Annotated in this window: 10 protein-coding genes; 4 read left to right on the top strand and 6 right to left on the bottom strand. The window is 68.4% G+C overall.

The window, feature by feature from the left end; genetic code table 11:
- From ON23_RS13030 to ON23_RS13020, 3 genes are all read right to left on the bottom strand, one after another.
- Window positions 1-1266, bottom strand: a 1266-nt coding sequence (locus tag ON23_RS13030; RefSeq protein WP_039778407.1) for a TIGR02677 family protein, incomplete at its 3' end; no start/stop codon positions are given.
- 159 nt (window positions 1267-1425) lie between these two features.
- Window positions 1426-2190 carry a DUF2127 domain-containing protein gene (locus ON23_RS13025; RefSeq protein WP_039778404.1) on the bottom strand — a complete coding sequence of 255 codons (765 nt, stop codon included), beginning with the start codon at window positions 2188-2190 and terminating at the stop codon, window positions 1426-1428.
- A gap of 70 nt (window positions 2191-2260) precedes the next feature.
- Window positions 2261-3205: an NsdA family TPR-like regulatory protein gene (locus tag ON23_RS13020; protein ID WP_244969575.1), complete on the bottom strand. Its 945-nt coding sequence runs from the start codon at window positions 3203-3205 to the stop codon at window positions 2261-2263.
- A 481-nt stretch (window positions 3206-3686) separates the two neighbouring features.
- Between ON23_RS13020 and ON23_RS13015 the strand changes: the two genes are divergently transcribed.
- Window positions 3687-3992 carry a hypothetical protein gene (locus ON23_RS13015; protein WP_030518877.1) on the top strand — a complete coding sequence of 102 codons (306 nt, stop codon included), beginning with the start codon at window positions 3687-3689 and terminating at the stop codon, window positions 3990-3992.
- A 73-nt stretch (window positions 3993-4065) separates the two neighbouring features.
- Here the strand turns inward: ON23_RS13015 and ON23_RS13010 are convergent, their stop codons facing one another.
- Complete coding sequence (locus ON23_RS13010) at window positions 4066-4926, bottom strand: PAC2 family protein (RefSeq protein WP_210743458.1); 861 nt, start codon at window positions 4924-4926, stop codon at window positions 4066-4068.
- Window positions 4927-5088: 162 nt separating this feature from the next.
- Between ON23_RS13010 and metH the strand changes: the two genes are divergently transcribed.
- Complete coding sequence (gene metH, locus ON23_RS13005; RefSeq protein ID WP_039778402.1) at window positions 5089-8667, top strand: methionine synthase; 3579 nt, start codon at window positions 5089-5091, stop codon at window positions 8665-8667.
- Here metH and ON23_RS13000 read toward each other — a convergent pair.
- Window positions 8657-9757, bottom strand: a complete 1101-nt coding sequence (locus ON23_RS13000) for an epoxide hydrolase family protein (RefSeq protein ID WP_039778401.1) — start codon at window positions 9755-9757, stop codon at window positions 8657-8659. The two genes, metH and ON23_RS13000, sit on opposite strands and share 11 nt — an antisense overlap.
- Before the next feature lie 692 nt (window positions 9758-10449).
- On the opposite strand from ON23_RS13000, the gene ON23_RS12995 reads away from it, so the two are divergent.
- Both ON23_RS12995 and ON23_RS12990 read left to right on the top strand, forming a co-directional pair.
- The gene (locus ON23_RS12995; RefSeq protein WP_039778400.1) at window positions 10450-12087 is read left to right on the top strand and encodes a serine/threonine-protein kinase; all 1638 of its coding nucleotides are present in this window, start codon (window positions 10450-10452) and stop codon (window positions 12085-12087) included.
- Between the two features lie 25 nt (window positions 12088-12112).
- Window positions 12113-12778, top strand: a complete 666-nt coding sequence (locus tag ON23_RS12990; protein WP_039778398.1) for an HAD family hydrolase — start codon at window positions 12113-12115, stop codon at window positions 12776-12778.
- On the opposite strand, the gene ON23_RS12985 is transcribed toward ON23_RS12990, so the two are convergent.
- Window positions 12735-13122, bottom strand: a 388-nt coding sequence (locus ON23_RS12985; RefSeq protein WP_039778397.1) for a helix-turn-helix domain-containing protein, incomplete at its 5' end; no start/stop codon positions are given. The two genes, ON23_RS12990 and ON23_RS12985, sit on opposite strands and share 44 nt — an antisense overlap.

Below are 13122 nucleotides of genomic sequence, written 5' to 3'. Positions count from 1 at the left end.
GTCGTGCACATCGGCGGCGGCCAGCGACATCGCGGCGGCCGCGCGGGCGCGCTGTGTCTCCAGCTGGGCCTGGCGCAGCCGCCGCACCCCGGCATCATTGCGCACCAAGCGCGCGGGCGCGCCCGGCGTGGGCTGGCGGCCGGTTTCGGCGAGAGTGCGCGCGATCTCCAGCGGCGCTGCCTCCCACCAGGATCGGTGCGCGGGGATGATGTCGGCGTCGGGGTGTTCCATCGACAGATGCCGCGGTTTGCCCAATCCGAACACGACGTCGAACAGGGCGTGCGCGCTGTCGGTGGTGGGCGCGGCGGCGAACCAGCCGGCCAGATGCCGCAGCGCCGACTCCCGGCTCACCCCGCCCTTGCGCGTTTCGGTCACGCGGCGCAGCAGCGACAGTACTGCCGCGATCGCGCTCATGGTCGCCTCCCGCAGCCGTTCGGCCTCGGTCGCCGGGGCGGATTCGGCGCCGGGGTCGGGCGTGCTGCGATCGCGGACCGCGACGAACCATCCGCGCAGCCCCTGCCAGCGGGCTCGCCAATCGGCCTCGCGTGCCGCGAGGTCCAGCAACACTCGCTCGTCACAGGACGCGGCCCGGCTGATCAGCGACTCGGCGCCGGTGTCGTCGACCTCGGCGATCGCGGCCGCCAGCCGGGGCGCGTAGCGGGCCAGATCCATACTGAAGTCGCGCATATGCGCCAGGAGCGCATCCTTGTGTGCCAGAAAGGCTTCCGGCGTGGCCTCGGTCGTGCGGACCAGATCGCCGAGGGTCAGGTAGAAATGCGCAGCGCGGTCGGCCAATTCGGACAGCGCGGTGTCGAGCCGCTTCAGGATCCGATACACGCGCTCGGCGTCACCGTCGCGATTGGCCTGCGCCAGCGCCTGCAGGTCGGCCAGTAGTTCCGGAAGCACCAGCCGCGAGAGCGAGGCCTCGTCCAGGCGCGCGCCCAGCACCTCGCTCACCGCCCGATACGCCTGAAATCCGGCCTGCGAGAACTGATAGACGTAGTGCCGGTTGCGATATTCGGCGAGGGTCGCCGCGCGGGTGCCGTCGTAACTGCGTTCCAGCACACCCCAGGTGTGCAGCTGCTCGAGCAGCGGACCGATCTCGGTAGCGGTGGGATGCGGGGCATCCGGCATCCGGGCCAGGGTGTCGGCCACATCGGAGGCGTGCAGCAGCACCACATAGGCGGCGCGGGCATGATCGAACGCGCGCAGCACCCACAGATAGTCGTTGCGTTTGTCGGCGGTGGCGAAGGAGAACAACCGCAGCCGGTCCGCGCCCTCGATCACGGTCTCACCCCGGGTGGGGGAGACGCCGTCGAACAGTGCGGGTTCGGCGGGCAGCAATCGGTCAGCGGACTCGGTCACCGGCACGAGCGTAATACCTGCCCGCGCGCCGCGGCGGCGCACCCGGGCCTCGGCGTGCCGTCACCCCGCCTCGGTGGCGACCGCGGAGCGTTCCACGGTCAGCAGGCTCTCCTCACTGTGCTCGCGGTGGTAGGCGGCGCCACCACCGTTGAGGCCGAACAACCGCTTCGACCACAGCAACCAGAGCACCGCGGCGACATTGATCACCAGCGCGCCGGCGCGGAGGACGGTGATGCGCTCGGTGAGTTCGTAGATTTCCAGCGGCAGGAAGATCGAGGTGGCGATCACCGCGAAATATTCACCCCAGCGCTGCACGTACCACAGGCCCACGGCCTCCACGAATTCGATGGCGGCATACGCCAGCAACCCCACCGCGATCCAGGTGAGCACGGTCGGCGAGAGCGTCCAGCCCTTCTCGATGAACGCGACGATCTTGGAATTGTCGGGATTCCAGCCGATCTGGTCGGCGAGCGGGCGGATCAGCGGCAGCTCCCGATCGAAGGCGGCATGCAACTGTTCCTGCGAATTGCGCACCTTGAACACCCCGGCGGCGAGCACCACGAACACCAGTCCGCGCACCACGCGCTCGGTGGCAAGCAGCCGCATGATCAGCCGGTCGCGCAGCAGCCGCCCGCGCGGCACCTCGGGCGCCGCATCGGCCGGGCCGCGCCCGCGCGGCTCGCCGATCACGAAATTCCCGCAGCGCAGACACCGCCAGGCCTCACCCGCGGCCGTCGAAACATGCAGGCGCGCAGCCAGTTCCGCTTCGTCGGGGGCGTAGGTGGCGTGCCCGTGCCACGAGCAGCTGCGCAGACTGAAGTCCATTCGTCGCAGCGTACAACCCCGGCGGCTCCGTGCAATTCAGCGGCGCATTCAGCGGCGCAACGCAATCCGCTCAGCTCATCGACAGCACCCGCAACTGCTCGAGATAGGTGCGGGTGCGGGGATCGGCCGGATAGCGCTCGATCATCTCCCGCGCCGCCTCGCCCGCGATCCACAGCAGCGACGGCAGCGAGCGGCGCTTGCCCTCGAACGCGCGCATCGCCTCGTCGACGGCGAGCTCCAGATCGCGATCGCGGACCGCCACCACGGCCAGGGTCAGCTGTGCCTCGGAGACGCGCATCGGCTGGCGGACCGAACCGTCGAGGCCGGTGGCGCTGCGGATCACCTGGCGGGCATAGCCTTCCGCCAGGCGATTGTCACCGGCGACCCGGCAGCAATCCATGGCGTAGAAGTCGAACTTCTGCGCGTCGACCACGAAGTGGTTGTCCAGATTTGCTGGATTGTCCAATTGCCGCAGGATATCCCGGCCGCGCTCGAGCGCGCGTTCCATCGCCTCGCGATCGCCGATGCGCGCCCACGCCTTGGCCTGCTGCGCGGCCAGCTGTACACCCACGCCCATGCCGCGGCAATTCTCCAGGGCGGACTCGGCCACCTCGATCGCACCGCGATAATTGCCCTGGGTGATGGCGAACCACGCCGCCATTTCCGCACCCCAGCCGACGATTTCGGGATGTTCGGCCTCCTGGCCCAGCGACAGCGCCGCGCGGCGGGTCGCCTCCGCGGCGGTGCGCCGGCCCAGGTCGTAGTCGACACATCCGACCAGCAACGCCACCCAGCCGGCGAGGACCAGCACCTCGCGATGCTGAGCCAAGGTCAGCCGTCCGTCCAGCAGCGAGGTGATGCGCCGCAGCCACGCGGTGCCCTCGGTGTGCAGTTCGTGCGGGTCGGCGAAGGGATATTCGCAGCACAGCCGCTCGGCGGTGATGCGAATGGCATCCAGTGTGGCCGAAGAGATGTCGGACATCCGCAACCGGCCGATGAACTCGAGCGTGTCCATTCCCGTTGACGACAAAAGTTCGTCGTCCCGATTCGGGCGCGCCTTGGGGAAAAACGCCGCTGTGACGGTGTCGAATGCGGCGGCGATGATCGGCGCGTAGAAATCGTCCGGGCGCGACTCGCCCGATTCCCAACGGCGCCAATTGCGTAGGAGGGTACTGTCTGTCGGCAGGTTGTGGGATGACTTCGCGCGCATCGCGCGCACGGCATCCGCTTGGGACCACCCCCGCGCGTCTCGTTCGGAGCGCATCCTGACAGCCCAGACGGGTCGATCGTCACTCACGGCCACGTCTGTAGTATCCCACCAGTTAACGCCGGTGGACCCGATAGGGCACGCGGTTGTCCGTCATTGACATCTGCAATTGCATTTGCAGATGACGGATGCTCGATTCGGGCGGTTTTCCCGTCCACAGCAGGTGATCCGCAAGCAGGTGATCCACAACAGAACAGCGAGTCCCTTACACATCCAAACGGAGGTTCGGGTGGAAGCGTTGATCTATGGATACGTGCGTGACGACTTAGCCGACGGTCACGCCGCCGAGCTGGAGGATGCGATGTGCACCTTGGCCAGCGAAGTCGGCCTCTGCTTCGCCGCGACGTTCCATGAATCGACCCAGGGTGACGGTACCGCGTTCGCCGAGCTCACCGCCGAGCTGAAGCGGGCCGAGGCACACCATGTGGTGGTTCCGTCGCTCGATCATCTTGCGGGCCAGACCATTCCGCGCGACATGCTGATCGCGAAGCTGGCCCACGACGCGGAAGCCCAGGTGCTGACCATCGAGACCTGACCGGGTGTGGCCGGTCGCCGGACACGCGTCCGCAGGGCTCGCCCGCCGGCCGGGTGTCCGGCGCCGCCACCGGTTACAGGCCGAATCCGCCCTTGCCGCCGCCTCGCCGGCGCAGATACTTCTCGAATTCCGCGGCGATCGCGTCGCCGTCGATCTTGGCCATCGCGTCGTCGAGGTCGACCGCGGCATCGCCGCGCTCCTCCAGCGACCGCACGTACTCGGTGACCTCCTCGTCACCCTCGGTCATCTCGTCGACCGCGGATTCCCAGTCCTCGGCCTGCGCGGGCAGCTCGCCCAGCGGCACCTCGATATCGAGCACGTCCTCGACCCGGCGCAGCAGCGCGATGGTCGCCTTCGGATTCGGCGGCTGGGAGACGTAGTGGGGAACCGCCGCCCAGAACGAGATGGCCGGCACGCCCGCTCGCACGCACGCGTCCTGCAGCACGCCGGTGATGCCGGTCGGTCCCTCGTAGCGCGTTTGTTCCAGGCTGAACTGTTCGGCGGCTTCCTTGCTGTAGGCGGTGCCGGTGACCGGGACCGGCCGGGTGTGCGGGGTGTCCGCGAGCAGTGCTCCCAGAATCACCACGGTCGTCACCTGCAGTTGCTCGATCAGCTCGATGATGTCGGAGCAGAACGCTCGCCAGCGCATATTCGGCTCGATGCCGTGCAGCAACACGATGTCGCGCTCGCTACCGGGGGGTGAGCACACCGACAGGGTGGTCGAGGGCCACTGGATCTCGCGGGTCACGCCGTCGACCTGGCGTACGGTCGGCCGGTTGACCTGGTAGTCGTAGTAATCTTCGGAATCCAGTTCGGCCAGCGGTTCGGCGTCCCAGATCAGTTCCAGATGTTCGACGGCGCCGCTGGCGGCGTCGGCCGCGTCGTTCCAGCCTTCGAAGGCGGCGACGAGAACCGGATCACGCAACGTCGGCATTGCCGGATCGGATGAGGCACTGGGGTTCACCCGGTCAGCCTACGGCGTGGCGGCGGTGTCGTTCACCGCATATCGCGGGATACCGCGTGTCGAGGGCGATGTGGCGCGGGCCGCCCGGTCCGGTGGTCAGGATTGTCGGGGCCGCCCACTACTCTGGGGTACATGTCTGTGTCCTCCCGCGCCGAGTTCGATACCACGTTGCTCGACACGCTTGCCCGGCGTGTAGTGATCGGCGACGGGGCGATGGGCACCATGTTGCAGGCCGCGGATCTGACGCTCGACGACTTCCGCGGCCTCGAGGGATGCAACGAGATCCTGAACGAGACCCGCCCGGACGTGCTGCGCGGCATCCACCGCGCCTATTACGAGGCCGGCGCCGACGCGGTCGAGACCAATACCTTCGGGTGCAATCTGCCCAACCTGGCCGACTACGACATCGCCGACCGGATCCGCGATCTGTCCGAACGCGGCACCCGGCTCGCCCGCGAGGTGGCCGACGAGATGGGCCCGTCCGGCGACGGCACGCCCCGCTACGTGCTGGGATCGATGGGCCCCGGCACCAAACTGCCCACCCTGGGCCACGCTCCCTACGTCGCCCTGCGCGACGCCTACACCGAGGCCGCGCTGGGCATGCTCGACGGCGGCGCGGACGCCATCCTGATCGAGACCTGCCAGGACCTGCTGCAGGTGAAGGCCGCGGTCACCGGCAGCCGCCGGGCCATGGAACGGGCCGGGCGGCGCATTCCGATCATCACCCACGTCACGGTCGAGACCACCGGAACCATGCTGGTCGGCAGTGAGATCGGCGCGGCGCTGACCGCGATCGAACCGCTCGGTGTCGACATGATCGGTCTCAACTGCGCCACCGGCCCGGACGAGATGAGCGAACATCTGCGCCATCTGTCCAAGCACGCCCAGCTGCCGGTGTCGGTGATGCCGAATGCGGGGCTGCCGGTGCTGGGCGCCAACGGCGCCGAATATCCGCTCACCCCGGGCGAATTGGCGACCGCGCTGCACGGCTTCGTCAGCGAATTCGGCCTCGCGCTGGTCGGCGGCTGCTGTGGCACCACCCCGCAGCACATCCGCGAGGTCGCCGACGCGGTCGCGAATGTGGCTCCGGCTCAGCGCAAACCGGAGCACGAGCCGAGCGTTTCCTCGATGTACACCTCGGTGCCGTTCGAACAGGACGCCTCGATCATGATGATCGGCGAGCGCACCAACGCCAACGGCTCCAAGGCTTTCCGTGAGGCGATGCTGGCCGGCGACTGGCAGAAATGCCTCGACATCGCCAAGGATCAGACCCGCGACGGCGCGCACATGCTGGATCTGTGTGTCGACTACGTCGGCCGCGACGGCAGCGTCGACATGGCCGAGCTGGCGGGACGGCTCGCCACCGCCTCGACGCTGCCGATCATGCTCGACTCCACCGAGCCGCCGGTGCTGCAGGCCGGTCTGGAACATCTGGGCGGGCGGTGCGCGGTCAACTCGGTGAACTACGAGGACGGCGCCGGGCCCGATTCGCGTTTCCAGCAGATCATGCGCCTGGTCGCCGAGCACGGCGCGGCCGTGGTGGCGCTGACCATCGACGAGGAGGGCCAGGCCCGCACGGCGGAGAAGAAGGTCGAGATCGCCGAGCGGCTGATCGCCGACATCACCGGCAACTGGGGGCTGGCCGAGAGCGACATCATCGTCGACTGCCTGACCTTCACCCTGGGTACCGGGCAGGAGGAATCGCGTCGCGACGGCATCGAGACCATCGAGGGCATCCGCGAGCTCAAACGCCGGCACCCGCAGGTGCAGACCACGCTGGGCTTGTCGAACATCTCCTTCGGCCTCAACCCGGCCGCCCGGCAGGTGCTGAACTCGGTGTTCATGCACGAATGCGTGGAGGCGGGGCTGGATTCGGCGATCGTGCACGCATCGAAGATCCTGCCGATCAGCCGGATCCCGGAGGACCAGCGCACGGCCGCGCTGGATCTGGTCTACGACCGCCGCCGCGAGGGTTACGACCCGCTGCAGACGCTGATGGCCATGTTCGAGGGCGTCTCGGCGGCCTCGGCGAAGGCCTCGCGCGCCGACGAGCTGGCCGCGCTGCCGCTGTTCGAACGCCTGGAGCGGCGCATCGTCGACGGCGACCGCAACGGCCTCGAGGACGATCTGGACGCGGCGATGCGGGAAGTGCCGCCGCTGCAGATCATCAACGAAACCCTGCTCGCGGGGATGAAGACCGTCGGTGAGCTGTTCGGTTCGGGGCAGATGCAGCTGCCGTTCGTGCTGCAGTCCGCCGAGGTCATGAAGACCGCGGTGGCGCATCTGGAACCGCATATGGAGGCCACCGACGACTCCGGCAAGGGCCGCATCGTACTGGCGACCGTCAAGGGCGACGTGCACGACATCGGCAAGAACCTGGTCGACATCATCCTGTCCAACAACGGCTACGAGGTCGTCAATCTCGGTATCAAACAACCGATTTCGGCGATCCTCGACGCGGCGACCGACAAGAAGGCCGATGTGATCGGCATGTCCGGCCTGCTCGTCAAGTCGACGGTGGTGATGAAGGAGAACCTCGAGGAGATGAACACCCGCGGGGTCGCCGACCAGTTCCCGGTGCTGCTGGGCGGCGCCGCGCTGACCCGCTCCTACGTCGAGAACGATCTCACCGACGTCTATGCCGGCGATGTGCACTATGCCCGCGACGCGTTCGAGGGCCTGCGCCTGATGGACGACATCATGACCCGCAAGCGCGGCGGCGCGCTCGACCCGGACAGCCCCGAGGCCGAGGCCGAACGCGCCAAGGCCGCCGAGCGCAAGGCCCGCCACGAGCGGTCCAAGCGCATCGCGGCCGAGCGGCGCGCCAAGGAGGTGCCCGTCGAGGTGCCCGAGCGCTCGGATGTGGCCGCCGACCTGCCGGTGGCGGTGCCACCGTTCTGGGGCACCCGGGTGATCAAAGGCCTTGCCGTGGGCGAATACTCGGGCCTGCTCGACGAGCGCGCGCTGTTCCTGGGCCAGTGGGGTCTGCGCGGACAGCGCGGCGATGAGGGGCCGAGCTACGAGGATCTGGTCGAATCCGACGGCCGTCCGCGGCTGCGATACTGGCTGGACCGGTTGTCCACCGAGGGCGTGCTGCAGCATGCGGCGGTGGTCTACGGCTACTTCCCGGCCGTGTCCGAAGGCGACGACGTGATCGTCCTCACCGAACCGGATCCCGCTGCGCCGCAACGGTACCGATTCACTTTCCCGCGCCAGCAGCGCGACCGGTTCCTGTGCATCGCCGACTTCGTGCGCTCGCGGGAGCTGGCCACCGAGCGCGGCCAGGTCGACGTCCTGCCGTTCCAGCTGGTCACCATGGGGCAGCCGATCGCCGATTTCGCCAACGAACTGTTCGCGGCCGACAACTATCGCGACTACCTCGAGGTGCACGGCATCGGAGTGCAGCTCACCGAGGCGCTGGCCGAGTACTGGCATCGCCGGATTCGCGAAGAGCTTGTGCTGGAAGGACATTCGGTCGCCGACGAGGACCCCGCCGAGGTGACGGATTACTTCAAACTCGGCTACCGTGGCGCACGCTACTCCTTCGGTTACGGCGCCTGCCCCGACCTCGAGGACCGCGCGAAGCTGGTGTCGCTGCTCGAGGCGGACCGGATCGGCGTCTCGCTGTCGGAGGAGCTGCAACTGCATCCGGAACAGTCGACCGACGCCTTCGTTCTGCTGCATCCGGAAGCCAAGTACTTCAACGCGTAAGTAATCTCCGGTAGAACGCGTCGATGTCGTTCGCGAGTCGGGTCGGCTCCTGGTGCGCGGCGTAGTGTCCGCCGCCTTGGAATTGATTCCAGGAGATGATGTTTCGGTGGTCGCGGTGGGCGAAGCGGGGAATCGAGGCGAAGACATCGTCGGTGAACTCGGCGAGGGCGACCGGTATCGAGGTCGGTTCGCTCGGTGCCGGAGAGCGGGAATCTTCGTGGTAGAAGCCCATGGCGGATCCGGCCGTCTCGGTCAGCCAGTAGATCATCACGTTGGTGATGGTGAAGTCGGGGTCCACGCCGTGGCCGAACAGCTGTGCGTTCCAGGCGAGCAGTCCCGCGGGGGAATCGGCAAGGGCATGAGCCAAGGTGTGAGGCTGGTTGGCGTGCACCGTCAGATACGCGCCTTGGGTGGCCATGAAGCGTTGTAGACGTCGCCATCGGTCGAGGCTGCCGGGGTCGAGGTCGGTGAGCTCGCCGGGTGCTCCGGAGGGCGTCGAGAAGATCTGGGTGACATGGACTCCGGTGACATGGTCGCTGTCGAGGTGTCCGAGTTCGAGGGAGATGGTCGAGCCGAGGTCGTTGCCGACCGCCCCGTACCGGTGGTAGCCGAGCCGGTTCATCAGTTCTGCCCACGCCCTGGCCGTGCGCTGTCTGTTCCATCCCCGATCGTTCAGGGGCGCGGAGTAACCGAAGCCCGGGATCGACGGAATGACGAGGTGGTAGCCGGCGCGGGTCAGTGGTTCGATGATGTCGAGGTATTCCACCACCGTGCCGGGCCAGCCGTGGGTGAGGATCAGCGGCAACCCGTCCGGCCGATCGGAGCGGATGTGCAGGAAATGGATCATCTGCCCGTCGATCTCGGTGGTGTACTGCGGGTAGGAGTTCAGTAGCCCTTCCCATGAACGCCAGTCGTAGCCGGAGCGCCAATACTCCACCAGTTCGCGCACGTAGGACGTGGAAATACCTGCCTCGCTGCAGGATTCATCGGCGAATCGTGTATGCGCCAAACGACGGGCCAGGTCATCGAGCGTGTCGTCGGACACGTCGACTCGGAACGGAGCAATCTGTGCACTCTCGGAAGCAGTCATGACAGCATGCTGTCAAAGTGACAGTATGCTGTCAATGGTTGATGACCTCGGCGGCACCGGCCTGGACCTGTAGCATCTGCTTTCCGGCGACGCCCGTGACGCTTCCCTGGAAATGTGCCGAGAGCCTGCCGGTGACTGCGAATCCGCTGATCGTGCGGGAGAACGGTCGGCCGTGGCAGGGTGAGCGGTTTCACAAACAGGTGCGGGTGAAACATTTTCGGACTGCTGGGATTCCGATGCACCGGTTCGTGGATGGGATGTGTGCGCTACGGCATTTTTGTGCGTCGGTGCGGCTGGCTAACCTGGTGGGTGTGCGGGAGCTGCTGATTACCTGGGGCATCGGGATGCGTCGATCACGGTGAACACGTACGGTCACTTGATGCCTGACAGTCACTCACGGTCTCGCGCGGCGGCGGCGGACGCTGTGTGGTCGACGGCCTCTGTTTCCGAGACGCCGTGTGGACGGCCCGAGTCTGCCGATGGCGGGGAGGGGGTTTGGCGTGGGCCAGTCGATGTCGCTGACCGATAGGCTCGCACCTGCTGGTATGGCCGGGTGTTCGGCTGAGTTGTCGATGGGGTGAGCGGCCGGAAGGTAGCTCAAAATACTTCAACACGTAGGATTTTGACGTTTCCGGGCGTCACGCAGAGTGGCAAGGCAGCTCGGCGTGTGAGCGCAGGAGGGGTTCGACACCATGACTTCAGATCGGCTGATCGCCGGGCGGTACCGACTGGCCGATCCCATCGGCAGCGGAGCCATGGGCGTGGTGTGGCGCGCCAGTGACGTTCGGCTGCGGCGCACCGTCGCGGTCAAGCAGCTGCTGCTGGCGCCCGGACTGACCAAGGCGCAGGCGCTCGAAGCGAAGATGCGCGCCATGCGGGAAGGGCGCATCGCGGCGCGGCTGCACCACCAGAACGCGGTCACCGTCTTCGACGTCGCGGAGGAGGACGGCCAGCCCTGGCTGGTGATGGAGTACGTCGACGCGCAGAGCCTGGCGGCGCTGATGCGCGACAAGGGCCCGCTCGAACCGCGCGAAGTCGCCCGGATCGGGGCGAAGGTCGCCGCGGCGCTCGCGGCCGCGCACGACGCCGGCATCGTGCATCGGGACGTGAAGCCCGCGAACATTCTCGTCGCCGACAACGGGACGGTGAAGATCACCGACTTCGGCATCTCGCGCGCCGTCGGCGACGTCACGGTCACCTCGACCGGATTCCTGGCCGGCACCCCGGCGTATCTGTCGCCGGAGATCGCGCGCGGTGAGGATCCGGAACCGTCGTCCGACGTGTTCGCGCTGGGATCGACCCTGTATGCCGCGGTCGAGGGTGCGCCGCCGTTCGGTGAGGGCGACAATCCGCTGGCGGTGCTGCATTCGGTGGTCAGCGCCAAGGTGCCCGAGCCCAAGCGCGCCGAATCGCTGGGCCCGGTGCTGATGAGCCTGCTGGCCGCCGACAGCGCCGACCGGCCCACCATGCGCGAAGCCCAACAGGCGCTCGAGGCCGTGGCCGACGGCCGACCGGCGGCGTTGGTCCCCGCGGCCACCAAGGTGCTCCCGCAACCGGGCGCCGACGCCGCCGCGACCACGGTGCTGTCGGCTCCCGAGCAGACTCCGGCCGCGCCCGCCCCCGCGGGTGCCGCATCCACCGCGAGAACACCCGCACCGCAACCGAAACCGGGCCCGCTGCGCGATCGGCGAATCTGGGCGGCCGCTGCGGCGGCCGTTCTCGTGCTCGCCGTGATCATCGGATTGGTGGCGACGTCCGGGTCCGACGACAACCACAGCACGGCGGCGGGGAACGGCACCACCTCGGCACCGGAGCAGCCCTCGGCCACCGCCTTCGCACCGCCCGGCGCCGCGACCCCGGATGCGCCCGGCGGATCCTCGGCCAACGGTGCGGGTGGCAGCGCATCGCTCGGCAGCCCCGTGCCCAGCGGACAGACCCCGCCCCCGGCGCCGAGCGGCGCTCCGGCGCCCGGTGCGAGCGGGACCCGGACGCCCCCGTCCGGAACCAGCGCTCCCTACGGCCCGGCCCAGCCGGCCGATGTCGCGAGCTTCATCTCCGGCTACTACGGCATGCTGCCCGGTAACACCAGCGGCGCCTGGGCCGAGCTGGCACCGTCGTACCAGTCCCAGACCGGGGGCTACGCGCAGTACTCGAATTTCTGGTCGACGGTGTCGTCGGTGCGGGTCGGCGGGGTGACGCAGAGCGGTCCCGGGCGGGCGGTCGCGACGCTCACCTATACCCTGAAGAACGGGACCGTCACCTCCGAGAGCCGCTGGTTCACGGTGGATACGGCCACCGGCCGGATGCTCATCACCGCGTCGGGAACCTGATGCGGAATCGGAAGGAGAGCTCCGGGTGACTGTGGCCGCCGTGCTGTGGGATATGGACGGCACCCTGCTGGATTCGGAGAAGCTCTGGGATATCGGCGTGCGCGAACTCGCCGAGGAGCTCGGCGGCCGGATGACCGACGCCATCCGGCACGCCCTGATCGGCGCCGACGCCCGCAACGCGCTGCGGATCCTGTTCGACGGACTGGGCCTGGAACTCGACCCGGCGGCGATGCTCGCGGCGGGACAATGGCTCGAGCGCCGGGTCACCGAACTGATGGCCGGGCCCATTCCGTGGCGGCCCGGTGCGCAGGACGCGCTGGCCACGCTGCGGGCGGCGGGCCTGCCGGCCGCACTGGTGACCAACACCAAGCGATCGATCACCGAGCTGTGCCTGGAAACGCTGGGCCGGCACATGTTCGACGTCTCGGTCTGCGGCGACGAGGTCGACAACGGCAAACCCGCGCCCGATCCCTATCTGCGCGCCGCGCAATTGCTCGGTGTCGCCCCGGAAGATTGTGTGGCCGTGGAGGATTCGCCGACCGGTTCGGCCGCCGGGCTGGCCGCCGGATGCCGGGTGCTGGTGGTGCCGTGCGAAATCGCGGTCCCGTCGCGGCCCGGGCTCGAATTCCGCGAATCCCTGGTGGGCCTCACCGTCGACGAGCTGGCCCTGGTTCACGCGGGCGCTCGCTGACACGAGTCACCGAGCTCGCCGGCGCCTCGGACTCGATGCGGTACCGCCGGGGCCGCGGTGTGTGTTCCGCGCGGGTGCGGCGCTCGGGTGGAACCCGCGGTGCGATGTCGGCGCGCGACGCCACCGCGAGCTTCCGCAGGACGGCCGCGACCTGCGCGTCCACGGTGCGCGCCGAACTGCCGCGCCGCGCCGCGATCTCGCCGTTGGTCCAGCCCGCCGCCGCCAGAGCGGCGACCTCCTGTTCGGCCCGGGTCAGCAGATCCCATTCCGGTGCGTGCGGGCGGGCCGGGCGCTCGTCCGGCACGGCGATATCGCAGGCGAGCCGGCTGATCTCGGTCAATGTC

It is taken from the genome of Nocardia cerradoensis NBRC 101014, assembly GCF_000308535.1.
GTDB lineage: Bacteria > Actinomycetota > Actinomycetes > Mycobacteriales > Mycobacteriaceae > Nocardia > Nocardia cerradoensis.
Note: the sequence above shows the minus strand (reverse complement) of the source record. Positions and strands in the feature narration are given on the sequence as shown.